The sequence below is a fragment of the Azoarcus sp. Soil_N_20 genome (assembly GCF_057656155.1).
Window position 1 is genome coordinate 345,180 of sequence record NZ_JBDGKX010000004.1, and the last position, 18,718, is coordinate 363,897.

Genomic DNA, 18,718 nt, shown 5'->3' on the forward strand with positions numbered 1-18,718 from the left:
TCACTTCTTCACCCGGCCGTCGATGAGGGGACGTTTGTCGACGGGCTGCTGGACGGAGTTCGCGGCCGATGCCGCGCGCAACGCGTGGTAGCTTTCGAGCAGCGTTCCGGCGGTCTCCGAGATGACCCGCTTGCGGAGGTTGGACTCGTACAGCACGTCGTCGATGTGGCGGTTCAGTTCGGCGAGCTTTGTCTCGATCTGCAGATTCGCGTATTTATATACTTCTGGAATCATCCGTCCGGTTAGAAGCAGGTTCCGGATAATCAACGCGTTGTCCACGGTTCGAGCCAGAGCGACGTCTTGCACCAGCCGCTCCTTGGCGATGTGGCGCTCGATGGGAGGCAGCTCTCGGATTGCGTCAATGACTTCGCGGGTGATTACAACACCGGGGGCGGAAGCTGCTTTCAGGGCGCTGCCTTGCGGTACGGACGTGCCCAGCAGAGTCTCGATCTGCGTGTGAGCGTCGGGAATCTCGAGTTCGAACTTCTGGACAAGTCCGAGCCCCAGTTTCGTCTCCGGCTCAGGGCAACCCTCAACGCATGTCGAGGCTTCGATGTCACCGAGAACGTCGGTTGCGTACAGGGCGGCCTTGTCCGGAGTCGCGAAGGCGTCCGTGAGCTTGACAGGTGGGTACGCAGCAGCGGTAGCGTCCGGTGAGTGGCCCATGGTCACGTTGAACCCACCGACGACGGTGTCGTAGACCACCCGGATAGGGTCCTGGCCCATTCCTCCTGCCTTTTTACCACCCAGCCACGTCACACCACCATTTCCGTCGCTTGCACCCACGTTCTCCTTCGCCTGCACCACATCCTTCCCTCCGGCGGCCTCCTTCTTCCATGCCTCGCCGCGCGCTACACGAATGAAGTCCTCATAGGGATCCTCGCCGGCCTTGACCTGTGCTTCCATTTCCTCGCAGGTCTTGGTGGCGATCTGGATGGCCACCTCGGCCTTCTTCGCGTAGGTCTGGAACAGCTCGTACAGCCCCGGTGAGGCGCGCTGGAACAGGTACAGCGGCAGGGCGGCGATGCCGGCCTGGACGGCATGGGTTACCTGGGTGCCAAGGTGGGCGAACTGGTTCATGAGGTTCTGGAACGACACCTCGAAGTCGTACGCACCGCAGGCGTAGTGCATCCTTGCCACGCCGGAGAGTCCCAGCTTGTACGGCACTCCGGAGGGGTTCGGCGCCCGCGACGCGGGGTCGCCGCCGCCGAGGCGGTAGTAGAGGGTGGATCCCGAGCTCGGGATCTCCACGGCCTCGGCGGACGTGGTCGCCACGCCGAAAGCGAGGAGTAGGGCGAGGGCGGTGGCGCGCATGGTTATGGGTCCCTTCGTGGTGTTTGGACGGCATGGTCGGCGAGGGTGGCGGCCATAACGCCGTCCGGGGCGTCGCAGAACTGCGAGACCGCCACGGCGCGGTGGCGCAGGCCAGCCAGGAAGCATCGGGCGTGGCGGGTGCAGGCAACGGTCAGGGGGAGATGGGCCGCGGCCCAGTCGAGCCACGCGAGGAACGGCTCGCCGAGTCGCTCAAATGCGATATCCGCGCCGGCGACGAGGACGAGGGTGCGTACCGTGAGGACCGTACGTAGGGCGTCGTCCAGGCCGTCGCCTTCCACGTCGTAGCCGGCGACGACGCCCGAGACGAGGTCTCGGCCATCGGCATAGAGATGGAGGTGAGCTACGTCCTCGGGCTCGGCGAGCGCTCTCGCGCGAGCGTAGGGCGCGAACGCGGCGTCCGGGACATGCTCCACGAAGAGCAGCCGGTGATGCGGCCTAGTCTCGGTCACCAAGCGGTCGAGCCGGACCGCCAAGGATGACTCGCTGCACGGGTGCGGATGGATGGCCATCATGCGGCCCTCTTTGCTGCCAACTCGCGGGCAATCGCGTAGGCCGCCTCGAGCTCCGTGCACCCGGTGGCGTTCATGATGTCCTGTCGCTGCGCCTTCTCGTGCTTCTCCGTCATCGCCAGCGCGATGGCGAGGGGCGGCGGGACGTTGCGGAAGAGCGCCTGCATCTTCGGATTCAGGATGACGCCCTCGGTGTACTTCGGCGGCTCCTTGCGCGCCGACTCCATCAGGGCGCGTTGCTCGGTGGTGAGGGTGCGGAAGCGGCCGACCTGCTCGATCTCGTCCCGGTCCATGGTGAGCAGCATCCAGTGCTCGCACATGTTCAGCATGCGCGAGGCGCTCTCCGGGAAATCCTTCATGTTCTGGGTTCCCAGCCAGAACCACGCACCGAGCTTGCGCCACATCTTGGTGATCTTGACGACATAGACGTTGAGGAGCTCGTTGATCGTCACGATGTGGCCCTCGTCGGTGAGATTTACGATGGGCCGATGGTCGTGCTGGGTGGCTTCCGCCAGGGCCTGAACGTGGTTCACGAGCGAGGTGTAGGCGACGGCAAGGGCGTCCTCGTAGCCCTCGTGGGCCAGGGTGCCCATCTCGACGATGGTCACGTCGACGTCCGGCCAGTTCATGCCATAGCGGTCGAAGAGACGCCCGCGCAGACCGTCGCAGAAGACCATCATCGCCTGGCCCATCTCCTCGGCCCGATCGCGGCGGCCGAGCCCGAGAGCGTCGTCATTGCGCATGGCCATGAGCGCCTGGGCCACGTCCTGGGCCCGTGGATGGGGCTTTCCCTCGTCGCGTGCACGCCGCGCCGCGGCCAGGATGCCCTGCGCGATCAGGTAGCGATCGGCGCGACTCATCTTGCGCATCTCGCCTTCCTCGCCCCCGGTGATCATCAGGGTGGCCGCGATGATCATCTCGCCCAAGACATCCCGTTTGCTGGGGTCGGCGCCTTCTTCATCGTCGTCATCCTTCACCTTCCGCGGTGGCTCCGCGTTCTCTGACGGAAGCGCCTCGAGCTCGGGCGACTCCATGGCGCGCGCGAGCGCCTTCTCTTCCTCTTGTTCGAAGAGCCGGGGGGCCATGACGAAGGGCGGCAGCGACAGGTCCGCGTCGGGGGTGAGCTCCACCCGGTGGACGTCGAGGCCGTGGGCGCGCAGATGGTCGCCCAGCAAGCCGAAGGAATTTCCCGCATCGACGATGAAGAGCCGCGGGCGGTAGATGGCCATCACCAGCATCGCGAGGTAGCAGAGGGTGGCCGACTTGCCGGCTCCCGTCGGACCGAGCGTGAGCAAGTGGGCGTTCTTGTTGCGATCGCGGGGGTTCAGCGGATCGAAGAGGAAGGGCTCGCCGCCGCGGTTCCACAGCCAGAAGCCCGGATGTCCGGTCCCGCGGGCACGCCCGTAGAGGGGGAGCAAGGCGGCGATCTGGGAGGCGAACATCAGCCGGCTGCGGCGGAGCTGCTTCCCGTCATAGGCAGGGTCGAAGCACATCGGCAGTGCGCGCAGAAAGACGTCGCAGCCCTGCAACTCGTCGGTGGGCCGGATCAGCTTGAGGCCCGACGTGTGCAGCACGGCGGTGAGATCGGCCACCTGGCGGCCTAGATGCTTCACGTCCTCGGCGCACACGAAGAGGACGAGGTACAAGGGGTAGAGCTTGTCGGCGCGCATGTGGTCGAGGACCTGCAGGGCCTCGTCATGGGTGTGGATCGCGTCGATCGTGTTGGCGCGCGAAGCGCTCATGATGCCCTCGACCCGTCGACGCATGGTGTCCTGCGGGTGTATCACCACGGTCGCGGAAAGCATGGTTCCGTCGGGGAGCCGCTCGAAGCGTGCGAAGTGCTTGCCGGCGTGCTCGCGTTCCGCAGTGAAATGACCGATCTCCGGCATTTTCGATACGGACTGGAGCGCAAGGGCGCGCACCGGACGACCGTCGAAGAACCACAGCCCGGCCTTGTGATCCGAGTGCGGCGGGGAGAGGAAGATGAGCTCCGCGAGGTCCAGCCCCTCCGCCGCCACATCCTCGGTGGGGTAGGTGCACAGGCGCAGCAACTCCCCGGCCGTGGCTGCGAAGTCCGGCTTGGGATTGAAGAAGGGCAGCAGCCACGCGTAGAAGTCCGCGGCGTTCATCGGCCGGGCCTTGACGCCCGTCTGGCCGAGACCGGCGATCAGGCCCCGAGCCGTCTGCTGGAGCTTCTCGACGGGGTCGAGGTCTTCCCGCGAGAAGTCGAAGCCCTCGGGAAAGCGGCGGTAGATCGCGCAGCGCACCCGCCGCAACTGGCCCCGCCAGCGATTACCCGATACGCCCTCATCGGTGAAGAGCCCTTCCGGTCGCGACACCTGGGCGAGGTGCTCGGCCATCTCGCCGAAGAAATGCCCGGTGAAGTCGCTCTCGAGGATGGCGCGGGCTCGCTCCGGGGCTTTCTCATGCACCGAGAGGATGTAGTCCCGAAGGCGCTCGATCTGCCACGAGAGATCCGTGTCGTCGTTGCAGAAGAACTGCACCACCCAGGGCGCCTCGTCGTACTCGGGCAGCGCCTGCAGCGCTGACTGGATCTCGATGCAGCGGGCCTGCAGGTACTGATTGGTGCTGGCCTCGGTGGCGATGGGCTCGAGCTCGAAGAGCAGAGCACGGGAGACGCCGTCCTCCAGGAGGAAGGTGTTCGTCTCCGGCTCGTAGTCCACCCAGGGCAGCTGATCGGTGATGCTGGGCGGACGCGCCGCGAAACGGCGCCGGTCGCGAATCCGGAACGGCTGGCGGGGCAGGACGGGCGCGCCGGACCGGGACGCATCGGCACCTGGCAGATCCTCGTGGCGCGGACCAAAGCCCAGCATGCGGGTGAAGCCGAACATGCGCCGTCTCCTCTTATTCGCCGCCCGCGGCGCGGACGGTTGTTTCGCTCCCGCCCGGTGCCGAAGGCACGGCGGGCGTCGCTGGACGGGGCGGGCCGTCACCTTCTCCAGGGAGCAGGTACTCCACCGATTCGTGCATGGGGAAGGCGGTCACGTACCCGGGCACCGGATACTTGCCGCGGGCGAGGTGCGGGAAGACGACCATGATGAGATCCGGGTTCTCGAGCCGCGCGAAGCGCCGCTCGATCTGCTGCAGAGCCGACTCGCGCACAGGCCCAGGGCGGATCTCCGCCGCCGGGCGCATGGGCAACGCCTCCCGTGCGCGGTTGCGGTCGGCCTCGCCGGTGCGATCCCGGTAGATCTGGTCCATGGTCGGCCCGTCCGCGGGCAGGGGAGACGAGCGCGGCCCGGCGCCGCTGCAGGCTGTGACAATCATGGCAATCAGGAGTGCCAGGACGATTCGGAAGGTCGGGTCAGTCGAGTCCATAGTAGGTGCCTCTGAGTTGGGAGAGCCGCGCGGAGCCGGTGTCCAGGCGCCCATAGTCGAGCCGGCGGGCTTCGGGGGATTTGTCGATCGGGATCTCGGCGTCGATGTGCACCACGACTTCCCCGCCGGCGGGAACGACCACGGCGTCGAAGGAGTTGGTCAGCCGCCGCATGATCCAGCTCGTCACCTCGTCGGTGGCGCCGCCGATCATCTGGCCCAGGATGTAGGTTCCCTTGTCGCCGGTGACGCGGCTCGTCGTCGTCCCGAACACGTTGCCCGTCTGGGTGGTCTGCGCAGCCGCGGCGGCCTGGCCCGCGATCGCCAGACTCCGCAGCCCGATCGCATCGGTAAGATGAGCCGGCGCGTTCGTGACAAATCGTCCCGGAATGCAGGGGTTCCCGTAGCGGTCGGAGATCCATCCGAGCTTGGGTGCCGCCGCGAGCGAGGGCATGTTCCCGCCTGAGCTATCGGTGGCGCCGAACAGGGGCGTGGTGCCGTTATTGCGTCGGCTCACGGTCTGGATGCTCCCGTCGTTGAACACGAAGGTGAGCGACTGGACGAGTCCCTCGGCGCAGGAAAGGGTCATGTCGCCGATGGCGATGCCGGAGACCACCACGCCCCTCAGGTTTCGCGGCAGGTAGTGACCGTTGGCAGCCAGGTTCTCCGGGCCCAGGAGCAGTTTGAACTGCATGGGATCGGTCACCTTCCCGTCCACTGGCACCCGGCCAACGATCGCCGTCATGTTGGCGACACCGGTGAGCGTCGCGTTCTCGGGGATGGTGTAGAAGGGGGTTGCGGCGGGGGCCGTCTTGCGTGCCTGGGAGGGAGCAGTGTGGGCGCGCCTGGCGGCCGCGGTGTCTGCCAGTGCCAGCTTGCGAACGACGCCCTCCTTACCATCGGCACCCTTGCCCATCTCGTACCCCAGTGGCAGCACGCGGGCCGGCATTGCAGCGACGGTCGTGGTCCCGCCGGCGTCGCCAGCTTTCGAGCCGCTGTCGAAACCGAAACCACGGGGGAGGTTGCCGGGGCCGAGCGCCGATTCGAGGAGTCCGCCCGCATCTGCCGTGGGTGCCTGGCTGCGGTTCAGGGACTCAATCTCGGCCGTCATCTCGGTCCGAAGCTCCTTGCGGAGTTGCTCACGGATCCGGTCCTCGGTGCGCTGCTTGCGCGTGTTCTCCTCGCGTAGGCGCTGGTTTTCGTCTACCAGCGCCGCTACGCGATCGTTGAGCTCGGTGTAGCCGGCTACGACGGTCTTGAGCGTCTCCTGGGGTGTATCGGCGTCGGCTCCTTTCTGGGTGGGCGGTAGGGGGACCTCCGTCATCGGCGCGCCCGGCGCGACGCCCGGATGCTCGCTCTGTTTGTAGAGGATGTAGCCCGTCACCGTCAGGGCAACGGCCGTGAGGACGGGTACCAGCTTGTTCTGGGTGACATGCATGATGAGTTCCTAGCGCCAGAGCGGAACGGCCGCGAAGGGGCGGTCCGAGACCAGGTACACGGCCGTGGTGTCAGCCTCGGAGCCGCGCGGCAACAGCCGCCAGTGCTGCGGGGTGGCGGCGATCCAGCGCCCGCGCAACTGCTCAAGGTCAAGCTCCAGGGGGCGGTCCGAACGGTTGGTGAAACGCACCGCCGTGACATGGAGTGGCCCGCTCGACCAGGCGCCCAGCGGGGCGGTCTCGATCTCGCCGCCGCGGTAAAGCCCGGACACCGCTTTGCGGTCTACGGGCTCCTGCTGCACGCCCGGCAGGACGGGCACCAGGCGGCTGGGGGCGTAGAGTGTCTGGGCCGCATAGCGGGTGAGCTCGATCATGTCGACGGTCGGCGCCTCCCGCGATCCGGTGGACGTTTCATCGTCCGCATCGCTGTCGCCTGGAAGATGCACCTGGAGCATGGGCGCCACCGCCACCCCGTCCGCCGCCTCGATGTCGAGCGGGATCTTGCTGGTGCCGTCGATCGCCTGCACATGCACGCGGGCTCGCGGGAATGGGGCGTTGGCGGTGAGATAGGCCGTGTCCTCAATGATCTGAACCTCGAGAAGCCCTTCGAGGCTGGGTGGCAGGTCCATCAAGGCCACGAACGGGAAGTGCACCAGACGCTCGGCGTCGGCGGCGAGCAGCACGTGAATCGGCAGGCGTTCGAAGAGCACGTGTTGCGTGCGTCCGTTGTCATGAGGGGCCTTGCGGACACGGGCAGTGGGTTTCGATGGCGCTTCCTCCGTACCGGGCTGCGGCGCGATACCTTGCTTCTCGGGCGCCGCGGCGCCTTCTTGAGCGGAAATGGGGGCAGGCGCCGGCGGCGGCGCCGCTTGCGGTGTGGTGCCCGCTTGCGGTTGCAGCATCCGCCCTTGCGGCAGCGCCCCCAGGCCCAAGGATTCCGCGCCTGCGCTCGAAGTGGCCGGCACGCCGGTGCTGGCAGGCGCGGTGAGCAGCACGGGCGTCGCGGGGCCTGGCGGCTGAACGATTTGCTGCGCCATGGCAGGTGCGCAGAGCGGCACACACGTGCCGGCGATCATGAGACGGGATGCGACAGACATTCGATCACTCCTCGGATTCGCCCGCCCTTGCGGCGGCAGGCTGCGGGGGCAGGGCGGGCGCTTGCGGCGCGGGCGCCAAGTCCGGCGGCTTGACGGTGCGGGGCAGGGAGGCCGCGGGCTGCGGCAGCGGAGCGGCCGGTGTTTCCAGGACCTGCGGGTCGATCCGCTCGGGATGGCGGCCTCCGAAGCAGTTGAGCGCAAGGCCCCAGGGGTTCTTCTCGCGGTCGACGTCGTAGCGCACGACGTGGAGGGGGTAGCGGACGAAGGCGTCTTTCACAGGCATGCCGCGGGACGTCTCGATGAGCTGCGCGTCAATGAGCACCGTCCAGCCGCCGTTGCCGTGGTTGGAGACGCGATTGGCGCTGTACCCGTAGCCGGGGATTTCCATCAGGGCGCGCGTGCGCTGGATGAGCTCGGCGTCGCCCGCCTTGATCCGCAAGTCCTGGAGGAGCTGCTCACGGCACGAGGGGGTGAGGTAGTGCTGCAGGGCGAAGATCTGCGCGCCATAGTCCTTCGAGCCGTCCTTGGCCCAGCGGTTGACCTGCTGCCAGATGTAGAACCCGAATCCATACACGTTGGGCTGCGGCACTTCGGGCACGTGACCCAGCCGCAGCGTGGTTCCGCGGGAGAGATCGGGCGGCACATGGGCGGTGACGTCGGTGGCGGTGGTGCGCCAACTGACCAGGGCGATCAGCAGCAGCACCATCAGCGCTGCGATGAACCACGCCTGGCGGCGGATCGTCGCGTCACGGTTGGCGAGGGCGGCGGTGAGTCCGGACATGGCCATTGTTCCTAGTCAGAGAAGCCGGCGCCGGCGGACCTTGCGGTCCGGCACGGGAGGAAGCGTACGGCCGATGTCCCATGCGCCCGAGTGCGCGACGAAGGGCGAGCGGATGAGGTGTATCGCCGCGAACCAGTGCAGTGCCAGGTGGATGTAGTAGTAGTCGGGCCGATTGCGCTTGACCGTGGCCATCTGTCCCGAGGCGAGCCACGCGGTGGCGAGCGGCCCGGTGACGATGACGAACACCGCCATCGGGAGGCTCCGAAAGGCGAAGCCCAGGACGCCGCTGACGGGAAACCAGAGGAGAAAGGCCAGGCCGATGACCCACACTGACTCGGTGGACGAGAGGCCCCGAATGATGGCGGGTTCGGCGTTAACGCGATCGGGCAACGGCACGCCATGCGCGCCGAAGCTTGCGTCATGCTGGGGCAGCGGACTGGACGGTTCCACGGTGGGGGCCTAGGTGATGATGACGGCCGCTTCGTTGAGCAGGTACATGACAAGAACGAGGATCACGACGCCGAGGACGGCGAACATGCCCAGGTCACCCAGTTCCGCTCGTCCTGTCCGGAAACTGTTGAACATGGCGAGCAGGCCGCCCCCGACATTGAGGAATGCGATCACGGCGATGATCAGGCCCAGTGCGAGGAGGCCGAGCTTGAAGTACTGCTTGAGAATCTCGATGTAGTCGCCGGACGCGGCCCCGTTGGCCGCCACCGCGGTGGGGAGGTCGGCGAGGGCGGGATCGGCCGTCAGGGCGAAGGCGAACATGCCGGCTGTGACGGCCGAAGCGCGGGCGAGGAGCCGGTGAGTCGGCTTCGCGGGCGCTGCGAAGTGGTGTATGGGCCGTGCCGCCGGGACGGCGTTTGCCTGGGAGGAGAAAGGGTTCATCGTGTCGTACTCCGGAGGTTGATGCGCCGCGGCTGAAAATCGCCGGCAGACCCGCGGCCCGCCTGCCGGTCTGGCCGTCGATCTAGGTGAGGAGGTAGATCAGCAGCAAGACCATGATCAGGACCCGCAGCTTGTAAAAGGTCATCTGGGTCAGCCGCCTGGGGTTGTCGATCGCCTCCATGCCGAGGCGTCGCACCATGTCGGCTGCCCACAGGACGACGACCGCTCCCACGAGCAGCGCCAGGACATCAGCGATATCGCCGGCCGGCAAGCCCGCGGCCTGCGCGAAGGCGGTCACCTGTTCGGAGGACATGGCCATGACGGAATCAGCGGCGGTAGTCGCCCTTCAGCGGCTCGACTGGGCGAGGCTGACGGGGCGCGCTGAGGTGGTCGGCGATGCCGGCGCGGATCATCTCCAGATCGCGGGCGAGGTCCTGGTACTGAAAATGGATCCGGGCGCGCGTTGGCGCGTCGGCCCGGGCGGCGCGGACCTCACGGGTGAGGAGGGCCAGTTCGTGTTCGAGGCGGGCGAGGTTCTCACGCTCGCGATCCTCGTCGGCGTAGGCGACGGAGAACGGTGCGATGGCGGCGATGGCGATGGCGAGGGCGAACGGCAGACGTCGGAAGGATGGGCGCATGATGACTCCTTCAGAGGTACTTCTTGAAGGTGGAGGCCGTGGTCGAGACCGACGCTGCGGCCAGGAGCGCGAAGACGAGGACGAGGTAGGCCGGGTTGAAGCCCCCGAAGGGCCAGGCCAGATAGGCGGTGAAACCGGCGGTCAGGAACCACCAAGTGAAGCGTTTCGCGTGGTGGTAGACATAGGAGGATTCCCGGCCGCCCGACCATTTGCGCAGGTCGCGCCGCACCAGCCCATCGATGAGGCCGATGCAGACCGCCATGACGAATGCGGGCAGCGCATAGAAGGCAACGGCAAGGCGGATCGCCGTGTCCCGGGCCACGTGGAGCGAGATCTCCATCCAGCGCCCGCCTTCCTTGATCGTCCGTACCGCGATGCGCGCGTGGCGGTTGGTCGCGCCGTCCGGCCCCACGGCCTGTGCGCGTGCGATGAAGGCAGGAGCGCCCAGCCACGCGTAGGGGCGCGTCATGCGCTCGGCGAGACCGGCGGCGAAACCGACCGTGTCCTCGACCATCAGCGAACGCGGGAAGCCGCGGATATACCCGAGATCCTCGTCGACCGCGGCCCGTGCGCGATCGAGGCCGCGATCCTTCCAGAAGGTGTAGTCCCCGAGGATCATCAGCGCCGTCCCGAAGACCCAGGAGCTGAAGGTGGCGAACACCAGTCCGAGCACGAGCCCCGCGAGCGCTCCGAGCGGGCCGCGTGAGCGCGCGGCGCCGGGGGCGGCGGGGGCCGGGGGCGGCGGACTCCGGGTGGCCGGGTTTGCCGCGGCGATCATGTGGCCTCCGCTCCCGGCGCGTCGGCAGGCTTGTCATCTAAGCCGAGCGGCGTGACGAGTCCGACCGGCATGTCCTGCATCCAGTCCGTCTGGGCTGCCCAGTGCTCGGACGTCCTGTACTTGGCACGTATCTGCACCGCGATCTCCTGCAGCGACGCGGGGATGAAGCGGTCATTGGCGGGATCGGGGAGCGGGAAGCGAAGCTTGAAGAGGCGGTTGCCTTCCAGGAGCGCGAAGGCCTGGCCCTGGGGCAGCGCCATGATGTCGGCGTGTGACACCATCGGCTCGCGTAGGGTGGTGAGACGGTCCTCGTTCCGGGAGGTGAAATCGGTCTCGGTGGAGCCGTCCGTGTCGCTGACCCCGGTCACCACCATCAGGTGCTGGACGTCGACGGCGGGCAGTTGATTGCAGAAGAATTCGGCGGTGCCGGGGTCCTTGACCCGCAGCATGATCAGGTTGTTGAAGTTGCCCAGCACCTGGCGCGCCTTGGCGGCGTCGCCGAGGCGGGCTTCGATGTCCGGGATGGTCTGCGTGTAGGCGGTGATGCTGAAGCCGGAGCCGCCCAGCTTGTTCACCATCGGCACGAACTCGGGGCCGGCAATCTCGTTCACCTCGTCGAAGTGGCAGGCCACCTCCGGCAGGACGATCCTGCCCGTCGGGTGATGCGGATCGAGGCCGGTCTTGTAGAGCTTGCCCCCGACGCTGACCAGATCGGCGAGCATGGAATTGCCGACGGCTGCTGCGACCGTGGCATCGGAGAGGGCGTCGAGACCCACGTACACGATGCCGTCCTGGCGAATCACCTGCATCCAGTCGAAGATCGGCCGGGTATCGGTCGGATCGAAGTAGTCGGGGGAAATGAGCTTTCCGACGGGGCCGGTGGTGAGCTTCTCGAGGAACGGCCCCAGGGAGGCGACGATCTTCTCGAAGAAGCTCCGCTCGTAGCGCACCGCGGTGGCCAGCCCCTGCAGGACCGCGTCGGGGAGTTGCAGGTCCTTCAGTACATGCACCAGGGCGACCAGGCGCTCGCTGCGGTCTTGAAGCGCGCGCGGCACACTGAGCTGCCGCTTCTCGATACGGGTCTGGACCTGCTCGACCAGCACTTCCCAGTTCCCGGGGCCCTGGGTCTGGAGCGTGTGGGTGGCGTAGCGCAGGAAGAGCGGCTCGATGTCGGTGATATCGCGCAGCAGCAGGTCGTAGGTCGGGACCTGTCCCAGGGCGACCTGCGCCTGGGCGACGAGATTCGTGAAACGCCAGGCGAACTCCTTGAACGCGGCGGAGTTTCCGCTGGACGGGAGCGGATTGGTGGTGCGGTTCGCCACCTCGGTGATGCGGGCGAAATTGCCGATGCCGTTGTAGCGGGCGGAGATGTCCGGGTAGCCGAGGTGGAACAGATAGAGCTGGTCAAGGCGGCCGGCCCGCGCCGCCTCGGCATGGACACGCAGCATGAGATCTGCGTCGCCCTTCGGGTCGATGACGATCACGACCTTGCCGTCGCGGATGTCCTGGGTGGCCAGGAGTTCCATGCCGCGCGTCTTGCCGACGCGGGTCGTACCGAGTACGAGCAGGTGGCCGGGGCGATGCTTCTGCCCGAGCGTGACGGGGACCTCTTTCGGCTCAACGCCGTGCAGGATCGGCGTGCCGCCAAGGTCCGGCGGCTCCGACAGCGGGTTCCACCAACGCGGCAGCATGAGCCCTGCCGCGAGGGGCTTGAGCGGCGTGGCGCCAAGGGCCCGGAGTGCCGCCCGTGTCGTGCGGATGAATCTGCCCTCCACCAGATACGCCTGGGCCTGGGGACGCGTCGCATCCATGCGCCGTTGCGTATGCTGCTGTCCCCAGGCGAAGCCCTCGCCCAGGTAGAGCTTGCCGGGGATGCGGGGAAGCCGGTGGGGCGCCACGGCAGTGATCTTGTAGCGCGTGAGCCCGTACTGATAACGCCAGACACGCCAGGCCTGATTCCCGCGAAAGCCGGCGAAACCGAAGGCGAGGGAGGCGGTTGCAAGGCCCAGTTCGGCCGGCATCATCAGCGCCCAGGGCGCCGCCACAGCGACCAAGCCGCATCCCGCCGAGGCCGCGGCGCTCCAGATCTCGATCGGCGGTCGGAGCCAGGCCTCGATCGCGCCGCGGCTCATGTGCTCGCCCTCAAAAAAACAGGCACAACCGTGGCCGGGGGGGTGGGCAGGGAGGAGGCCCGGTGGGAGAGTGACCACGGTTGTGCCGAAACCGCCATTGCGGCGGGGCGAGGGGAGTCGTAGGCGCTACCGTGACGCGCCGCGGTGAGCACGACGAGCGCGAAGGGCGTCGGAGCGGAGAAAGGCGCGCGTTCAGGCATGGCGGATCCTTCCGATGTGGCGAAACACCGACCGGGCGTAGCGGTCCGCCCGCTCGGCATTACCGGGGCTGTGATAGGCGCCGATGGCGTTGAACCAGTTCGGTGTGGCTGCGCGGCACTCCAGGAGGATGAAGCCGGCCACCCTCAGGTTGTGCCAGGGCTCCAGCGCAAGCGCGGGTGTACGGAGCTTGTCGGCGTGATAGCGCCAGTTGACCTGCATGGTTCCGCAGTCCACGTTGCGCACGCCCTGCGCCAGGACTCCCTCCAGGTCGGCAACCGCCGCTCCGTAGGCCTCGTAGCGACGTGGGACGGCGCGCACATTGAGGGTCCAGGGCCAGGGCAACGCGACCGTTCCCCAGCGCATGACCGACTCCTGGATGGCGACGCCATAAAGGATCGCCGGGGGAATCGCGAGCGATTCGGCGACGTGGCGATAGGCCGGCGGGATTGGCGGATAGGCGAGCGGTGTCTTGCGCGCCTGCGCGCGGGTGTGGGCGAGCGAGGGCATGGCGAGCAGAACCAACGACGCGGCGGCCTGCCCCACGAAGGCGCGGCGGGCGGCATCGGGGATCATTGCGCCGAACCCCCGGGCGAAAAGAACCAGTTGGGCAGCGTTTTCCCCGTGCCTGCGGGGCGGACGAAAGAAAAGTCGACCACCTTCCCGCTTGGGTAGAGCCGGCGCATGGCGCTATCCCCGGCGCGCTGCCATGCCAGCACCCGTTCGGTGTCCTCGTGCAGGAGCTTCGCGAACAACTCGGCGTAGCGGTCGCGTTCGGCGTCGGATCGCGCGTGGACCCCGAGCACCTCGACCGGACTGATGCGCGGGTCGCTGAAGGCGCCGCGCGGGCCGCGCATCAGATGCCGGGCGCGGTGCAACTCGTCGAGGCTGATCCCCCAGTACCTGGCCTCCAGGACATCGGTTCGTGACACCTCAGTCTGGGTGCGTTCGGATCGGCCGGCGTCCGTGGCGCCGCGTCCGACGGTGTCGATTCGGGTCTCCCCCGTTTCCACGGCGCCGACGTTTGTCAGCGCGATCAGCAGGGCGAGGGCGGGAAGAGCTTTTCTCACGACATGCCCTCAGTCCCGCACGCCGACGGCGGTGACCGTGCCGTTCGGGAGGCGCAGGTGAACCTGACGCGCCTGTGCGTCGATCCGCTGGATCTTTGCCACACCGATGGTGTCGCCCTCACGGTAGAAGGCGAGATCGTCTTTGGCGTCGCGGATCGCAACGGAAGGCTGACCCCCCCAGATGTCGACCGAGACCACTGCGGGCATCCTGGTTTTCGTGGCGACGCCGGTTCTGGGCGCAGCCTCGCGGCGCGCCGGGACGGCGGCGGGTTTGCGCGGCTGGGTCAGGGCATCGAGGCGGGCGCGAAGCTCGTCGTTCACCTGGTGGAGCGCGACAAGGCGGTGGTTGATCTCCGAGAACTGTCCGTCGATCGACTCCACGGTACGAGACAATGCATCGACCCGCTCGGCGAGGCCGTCCAGGCGAGGTGAGCCGATTGGATCGGCGGGGGGCAGCGCGTCGAGTCCCCGAGTGGCCGGCATTTGCTGTCCGGCCGCTTCGATCGACGGGGCCTCCGGCAGCGGCGCGGGCACCGCCGGTTGCTCGGACGCAACGAGCAGGAAGGCGCCGCCGGCGAGAACCAGGGCCGCGATGAGGGTCAGGATGAGAGCACGTCTGTCGCGGGCGATCGTCGCGAGTCGTGATGCGATGCGCGCCGTCGATTCGCTCGCGGCCGGTGCCAGCGGGACGCTCACTTCAGCGACTCCAGCGTCGCGCTCTGCGGTACGAGCGGCGGCCGAACCGCGACGACCCGCCCGGCGTTGCCGCCTTCATCAATCAGACCAATGGACAGCGTACGATCGACCGGGGATATCTGTACGCGATAGGGCGCGCCGACCAGGACCTCGAGAATCGCCTTGGCGGGATAGGGGCCGAGATCGCGGTGGGACTCCGGCAGGGGCATGTCGAGGAGCGCACTTGCTGCCAAATCCGTCGATTCGAGCCGAAAGCCCGTGCGAAGAAGCAGGAAGGCCACCGCATCGCGCACGGTGTGCACGTGCTCGCGGGGGAAATGGACGGTAGCGACAACCGCCATTGGATCTGCCACGGCCGGGTCCGGCATCGCCGACGCAGTCGTGTAACGCGCGAGGCGGACAGGGTCCGGGTCTGTGGCCCACGCCGTGGTGGCAAGCAGCAGAAGAGTGATTATGGCAACACGATCCATCGAGCTGCTCCGTGATTGAAAAAGGCATCCCCGCCGGTGAGGCGCCGTCGGGGATGCAGGCTGCGTTCAGCGGCCAGTCACGGCGCAAAGTGTGGCGAGTGCCCCCGGATGACGCATTCGTTTAGTCGAGAAAGGTTTTTCGACTTTATGCTTGTGCGGATGGCGAAAAAAAGGTAATCACTGAAACGGTGCCAAAAAGGCGGCGGCCCGGTGGCGGTCCGCTGTAACGGGCTACCGGCCCAATCCGAAAGGGCGCCCAGCCCATGAATCCGGGCTTTGGCGAAGGATTAACGGGCATGGGATGCCTGCGGCAAATGCCAACGGGTTAGGGGCGCGGTAGCGTGCCGGGGCACGCTACCGCAAAGGCAAAAAATGGACGGTCACGCTCCAGGCGGAGTGTCAAGCGTAAAGTCTCGGAATCTTTCGCGACTTTTGGGATGACGAAAAGGAAGGTCTGTCGCACCCTATTCGATTGGCCGCTGCAAGGCGCACGGATCGCTTAGGCCGGCATCTGACGAAAATAGTGTGCGGCGAGTGCATGGCCGGGCGCGAAGGCATACAACAAGGCAACGGACAGCATTCTGGAGATGGAACGCTGATGAACGAAATGCCGCCACCACCGATCCCGCCGCATCAGGCGGACGCCCGAACCCGGGCGGTCATCACCATCGGGCATTTCCTCGAGGGCCTCGGCGAGCGCGGCTGGCGGAGCATTCTGCTGCGCTGGCTCGGGCAGTACGATGGACTCGAGGCCTACCTCTACCCGGAGGACGATCCTGTTCTCGCCGTGCGCGACCTTCTCGCCGGCTATGTGGATCGCCTCGAGCCGGCGGACCCGGCGCGGTTGGCCGCCGACCTGTCGGGGCTGTCGTTCTGCCGCTTCCGCGCACAGCGCGGAGGCGAGAAGTGGGAGCCCCTCGTTGAACCTTTCACCGCCTTTTGCCGGGGCGCGACTGTCGAGGTCTGGGAGTCCGAGCGCCCCCACCCACGGCGGGAAGTGCTCCAGAACTGGCTGCTGACCCAGTTCTGTGCGGCACAGGTGCATGAGCGCCGGGGTTGACCCATGGCCGCGCTGGCCGCCGGATTCTTTCTCGTTGCGGCAGTGTTGGCCGTCTGGCTGATCTGGGCCAGCCGTCATGGCGTCACCCACCTCCGCGCTGCGGGGCCGGCCGCATCGGCCGGTGACGTGCGTGTGGTGGCGGCCAGCCGGCCGGGATGGCTCCAGGTCCTTGATGCCTCCACACTGATCCAGGTCTGCAATCTCGCCGGTGCGCTGCAACAGATCCACCGCGAATCGAAGCTGAGCCAGGCCGTCTGGGAGCGGGATTTCGCGCCCGCAATCGGGCAGACCTTGCGGTTCGTGCAGCTCCTGCCGGCGAGCGAGGCGCATCACCACGCCCATGTCGGCGGACTCGCGGCCCACACCGTGGAGGTGGTGCATGCCGCGATCACGATCCGCAATGGCTATCTGCTCCCGCGAGGGGGCGCTGCCGAAGTGGTCGACCGGCAGCGGGACCACTGGACCTACGCGGTCATCTTCGCCGCGCTGCTCCACGACATCGGCAAGCCGATGACCGATCTGCGGGTCGCACTCGCGGAACGCGCGGACGGACCGTTGCGCCCGTGGTTGCCGATGGCGGGGGACATGGTGGACGCTGGCGCAGCCGAGTACGAAGTCCGCTTCGCGCCGAAGGCGGAGCGCGACTATGGGGCGCACCGCCGTCTGCCGCTGGTCCTGGCGCCGCGCATCGTGCCTGCCACGGCGCTCGCCTTCCTGGCGCGTGAGCCCTCGGTCATGCTCGAGCTGCAGGCGGTGTGGTCGGGCGATGACGCAACGAGTGTGCTGACCGAGATCGTGCGCCAGGCCGATCGGCGCTCGGCAGCCAGCAATCTGCAGCAGGGTCCGCGTGGCCAATTCGGGGCTGCGACAACCGTCCCGCTGATCGAGCAGCTGATGGCCGCGATGCGACGGCTGCTGCGCCAAGGGGGATTGCCACTCAATCGGGATGGTGCCGCAGGCTGGGTCGTCGATGGCGCAATCTGGTTCGTGGCCAAACGCCTGGCGGACGCGGTTCGCGAGGAGATCGCGCGCGGGGAGCCCAGCGGCGGCGAGAGCCTCCCGGGCGCGAGCAAGAACGACCGCCTGTTCGACACCTGGCAGGACTATGGCGTGCTCGAGCGCAATCCGGACACCGGGCAGGCCGTTTGGTACGTGGAGGTGCACGGCGCCGACTACGCGCACGAGCTCGCCATGCTCCGGTTTCCGCTCGACAAGCTCTTCGACCGTGCGGACGCGTACCCGGCTGCGTTCGAGGGAACGCTGGTCGTGAAACCGCCGCGCAACGCGCGCGACCGGCGGGAGGCAGGTGAGGGCATGGAAGCCGGGCAGGGGGAGACCTTTGCGCACGATATCGAGGAAGCGCAGCAGCGACCCGGCAGGAAAAGCCAACGTCTCGATATTCCCGCGCCGCGGCCGGCGCACGCCGCTTCCAGACCGGCAGGAACGGCGGATGCACAGGCGCCGCAACGGCGCCCGGCAGCACCGGATCCCGACCCGACGGCGGATGATGACGAGGACGGCTTCCTCGCGGATGACGACTCGGTCGCGGCACAGGACGACCCGAAGCCGAAGTCGCGCTCCCCGATACCCTCGCCGATGACCGGCCCCGTTACGCCATTCGTGCGTGAGCCAACACGATCCGCGCATGCCGGGCGGCTGAGTGAGTCGGACAACCAGCGCCCAGTACCGAGCGATGCCGCACTGCGCTTCATGACGTGGCTGCAACAGGGCCTCGCCGACGGCTCTATTCCATACAACGAGGCAGGCGCACCCGTGCACTTCGTGCCCGGAGGGATGGCGCTGGTCTCGCCGCGAACATTCCGCGACTTCGCGGCACTGTATGGCGATGACTGCACCGGCCCGCCGGGCGCGCCAAGCGGGGACAAGCTGGGAACCGGTATCCAGCGGCAGGTCATCAAGGCGAAGTGGCACATCGTCGGCTCGGGCAATGCCAACGTGCTCCACTACACGGTGCTCGGGCGGGGCGGGAAACCGGCTGGAAAACTGGCCGCGGTGGTCATCAAGCATCCCGAACGCTGGATCAATCCGGTTCCGCCCGTGAATCCGAACGTTGTGCCGTTCGCCGAGAAGTTGCCGCCGGGAGCGAAATAGCACCATCACGTCGGGTAATTGCATTTGCCATGTCAGACGCTTGACATGCCGGGATGCATGACCAATCCTATTCACTGATAGGCAAATTCCATGTGGGACACCGCTCGTCGCAACGCGAGCGCGTGCCGACGCTCACCCCGCCGGCAACTGCTTTTCCCATTAGCTCTCCGTCCCTTTGC

General features: G+C 67.3%; 19 protein-coding genes. 2 read left to right on the plus strand and 17 right to left on the minus strand.

Annotated features, from left to right (window positions below; all coding sequences use genetic code 11):
• From AC3A35_RS11035 to pilL2, 17 genes are all read right to left on the minus strand, one after another.
• On the minus strand, positions 1–1,314 hold the full coding sequence (locus AC3A35_RS11035) for an integrating conjugative element protein (protein WP_487436128.1): 1,314 nt from the start codon (positions 1,312–1,314) through the stop codon (positions 1–3).
• Positions 1,315–1,316: 2 nt separating this feature from the next.
• Positions 1,317–1,847 (minus strand): hypothetical protein, encoded by a 531-nt coding sequence (locus tag AC3A35_RS11040; RefSeq protein ID WP_487436129.1) that lies wholly within the window; start codon positions 1,845–1,847, stop codon positions 1,317–1,319.
• Positions 1,844–4,696 (minus strand): conjugative transfer ATPase, encoded by a 2,853-nt coding sequence (locus AC3A35_RS11045; RefSeq protein ID WP_487436130.1) that lies wholly within the window; start codon positions 4,694–4,696, stop codon positions 1,844–1,846. Before AC3A35_RS11045 ends, AC3A35_RS11040 begins: the two co-directional genes overlap by 4 nt.
• Before the next feature lie 13 nt (positions 4,697–4,709).
• On the minus strand, positions 4,710–5,237 hold the full coding sequence (locus tag AC3A35_RS11050; RefSeq protein ID WP_487436131.1) for a TIGR03751 family conjugal transfer lipoprotein: 528 nt from the start codon (positions 5,235–5,237) through the stop codon (positions 4,710–4,712).
• Positions 5,170–6,618 (minus strand): TIGR03752 family integrating conjugative element protein, encoded by a 1,449-nt coding sequence (locus AC3A35_RS11055; RefSeq protein WP_487436132.1) that lies wholly within the window; start codon positions 6,616–6,618, stop codon positions 5,170–5,172. The genes AC3A35_RS11050 and AC3A35_RS11055 overlap by 68 nt, the downstream gene beginning before the upstream one ends.
• Positions 6,619–6,627: 9 nt before the next feature.
• Positions 6,628–7,713: a TIGR03749 family integrating conjugative element protein gene (locus tag AC3A35_RS11060; protein WP_487436133.1), complete on the minus strand. Its 1,086-nt coding sequence runs from the start codon at positions 7,711–7,713 to the stop codon at positions 6,628–6,630.
• A gap of 4 nt (positions 7,714–7,717) precedes the next feature.
• A complete protein-coding gene (locus AC3A35_RS11065) occupies positions 7,718–8,494 on the minus strand; it encodes a PFL_4703 family integrating conjugative element protein (protein WP_487436134.1) in 777 nt (258 codons plus the stop codon).
• Between the two features lie 15 nt (positions 8,495–8,509).
• On the minus strand, positions 8,510–8,944 hold the full coding sequence (locus tag AC3A35_RS11070) for a TIGR03750 family conjugal transfer protein (RefSeq protein WP_487436135.1): 435 nt from the start codon (positions 8,942–8,944) through the stop codon (positions 8,510–8,512).
• A 9-nt stretch (positions 8,945–8,953) separates the two neighbouring features.
• The gene (locus AC3A35_RS11075; RefSeq protein WP_487436136.1) at positions 8,954–9,385 is read right to left on the minus strand and encodes a TIGR03745 family integrating conjugative element membrane protein; all 432 of its coding nucleotides are present in this window, start codon (positions 9,383–9,385) and stop codon (positions 8,954–8,956) included.
• Positions 9,386–9,467: 82 nt separating this feature from the next.
• On the minus strand, positions 9,468–9,704 hold the full coding sequence (locus AC3A35_RS11080) for a DUF3262 family protein (protein WP_487436137.1): 237 nt from the start codon (positions 9,702–9,704) through the stop codon (positions 9,468–9,470).
• Positions 9,705–9,711: 7 nt separating this feature from the next.
• Positions 9,712–10,023: an integrative conjugative element protein, RAQPRD family gene (locus tag AC3A35_RS11085; protein WP_487436138.1), complete on the minus strand. Its 312-nt coding sequence runs from the start codon at positions 10,021–10,023 to the stop codon at positions 9,712–9,714.
• A 10-nt stretch (positions 10,024–10,033) separates the two neighbouring features.
• Positions 10,034–10,801, minus strand: a complete 768-nt coding sequence (locus AC3A35_RS11090) for a TIGR03747 family integrating conjugative element membrane protein (protein ID WP_487436139.1) — start codon at positions 10,799–10,801, stop codon at positions 10,034–10,036.
• Entirely contained in the window at positions 10,798–12,933 is a 2,136-nt protein-coding gene (traD, locus tag AC3A35_RS11095; protein WP_487436140.1) for a type IV conjugative transfer system coupling protein TraD, read from the minus strand. The genes AC3A35_RS11090 and traD overlap by 4 nt, the downstream gene beginning before the upstream one ends.
• Positions 12,934–13,125: 192 nt before the next feature.
• The gene (locus AC3A35_RS11100) at positions 13,126–13,707 is read right to left on the minus strand and encodes a lysozyme family protein (RefSeq protein ID WP_487436141.1); all 582 of its coding nucleotides are present in this window, start codon (positions 13,705–13,707) and stop codon (positions 13,126–13,128) included.
• The gene (locus AC3A35_RS11105) at positions 13,704–14,201 is read right to left on the minus strand and encodes a hypothetical protein (RefSeq protein WP_487436142.1); all 498 of its coding nucleotides are present in this window, start codon (positions 14,199–14,201) and stop codon (positions 13,704–13,706) included. Before AC3A35_RS11105 ends, AC3A35_RS11100 begins: the two co-directional genes overlap by 4 nt.
• 9 nt (positions 14,202–14,210) lie before the next feature.
• Positions 14,211–14,897 (minus strand): hypothetical protein, encoded by a 687-nt coding sequence (locus AC3A35_RS11110; protein ID WP_487436143.1) that lies wholly within the window; start codon positions 14,895–14,897, stop codon positions 14,211–14,213.
• Positions 14,894–15,367, minus strand: a complete 474-nt coding sequence (pilL2, locus tag AC3A35_RS11115) for a PFGI-1 class ICE element type IV pilus protein PilL2 (protein ID WP_487436144.1) — start codon at positions 15,365–15,367, stop codon at positions 14,894–14,896. Before pilL2 ends, AC3A35_RS11110 begins: the two co-directional genes overlap by 4 nt.
• A 598-nt stretch (positions 15,368–15,965) precedes the next feature.
• On the opposite strand from pilL2, the gene AC3A35_RS11120 reads away from it, so the two are divergent.
• Both AC3A35_RS11120 and mobH read left to right on the plus strand, forming a co-directional pair.
• Complete coding sequence (locus tag AC3A35_RS11120; protein WP_487436145.1) at positions 15,966–16,427, plus strand: hypothetical protein; 462 nt, start codon at positions 15,966–15,968, stop codon at positions 16,425–16,427.
• 3 nt (positions 16,428–16,430) lie between these two features.
• On the plus strand, positions 16,431–18,539 hold the full coding sequence (mobH, locus tag AC3A35_RS11125; protein ID WP_487436146.1) for a MobH family relaxase: 2,109 nt from the start codon (positions 16,431–16,433) through the stop codon (positions 18,537–18,539).
• Positions 18,540–18,718 lie beyond the last annotated feature (179 nt).

Bases quoted from the DNA above. Each gene is read 5' to 3' on its own strand.
- AC3A35_RS11035 (WP_487436128.1), bottom strand. From the start codon at position 1,314: ATGCGCGCCACCGCCCTCGCCCTACTCCTCGCTTTCGGCGTGGCGACC.
- AC3A35_RS11040 (WP_487436129.1), bottom strand. From the start codon at position 1,847: ATGATGGCCATCCATCCGCACCCGTGCAGCGAGTCATCCTTGGCGGTC.
- AC3A35_RS11045 (WP_487436130.1), bottom strand. From the start codon at position 4,696: ATGTTCGGCTTCACCCGCATGCTGGGCTTTGGTCCGCGCCACGAGGAT.
- AC3A35_RS11050 (WP_487436131.1), bottom strand. From the start codon at position 5,237: ATGGGCGCCTGGACACCGGCTCCGCGCGGCTCTCCCAACTCAGAGGCA.
- AC3A35_RS11055 (WP_487436132.1), bottom strand. From the start codon at position 6,618: ATGCATGTCACCCAGAACAAGCTGGTACCCGTCCTCACGGCCGTTGCC.
- AC3A35_RS11060 (WP_487436133.1), bottom strand. From the start codon at position 7,713: ATGTCTGTCGCATCCCGTCTCATGATCGCCGGCACGTGTGTGCCGCTC.
- AC3A35_RS11065 (WP_487436134.1), bottom strand. From the start codon at position 8,494: ATGTCCGGACTCACCGCCGCCCTCGCCAACCGTGACGCGACGATCCGC.
- AC3A35_RS11075 (WP_487436136.1), bottom strand. From the start codon at position 9,385: ATGAACCCTTTCTCCTCCCAGGCAAACGCCGTCCCGGCGGCACGGCCC.
- AC3A35_RS11080 (WP_487436137.1), bottom strand. From the start codon at position 9,704: ATGGCCATGTCCTCCGAACAGGTGACCGCCTTCGCGCAGGCCGCGGGC.
- AC3A35_RS11085 (WP_487436138.1), bottom strand. From the start codon at position 10,023: ATGCGCCCATCCTTCCGACGTCTGCCGTTCGCCCTCGCCATCGCCATC.
- AC3A35_RS11090 (WP_487436139.1), bottom strand. From the start codon at position 10,801: ATGATCGCCGCGGCAAACCCGGCCACCCGGAGTCCGCCGCCCCCGGCC.
- traD (WP_487436140.1), bottom strand. From the start codon at position 12,933: ATGAGCCGCGGCGCGATCGAGGCCTGGCTCCGACCGCCGATCGAGATC.
- AC3A35_RS11100 (WP_487436141.1), bottom strand. From the start codon at position 13,707: ATGATCCCCGATGCCGCCCGCCGCGCCTTCGTGGGGCAGGCCGCCGCG.
- pilL2 (WP_487436144.1), bottom strand. From the start codon at position 15,367: ATGGATCGTGTTGCCATAATCACTCTTCTGCTGCTTGCCACCACGGCG.
- AC3A35_RS11120 (WP_487436145.1), top strand. From the start codon at position 15,966: ATGAACGAAATGCCGCCACCACCGATCCCGCCGCATCAGGCGGACGCC.
- mobH (WP_487436146.1), top strand. From the start codon at position 16,431: ATGGCCGCGCTGGCCGCCGGATTCTTTCTCGTTGCGGCAGTGTTGGCC.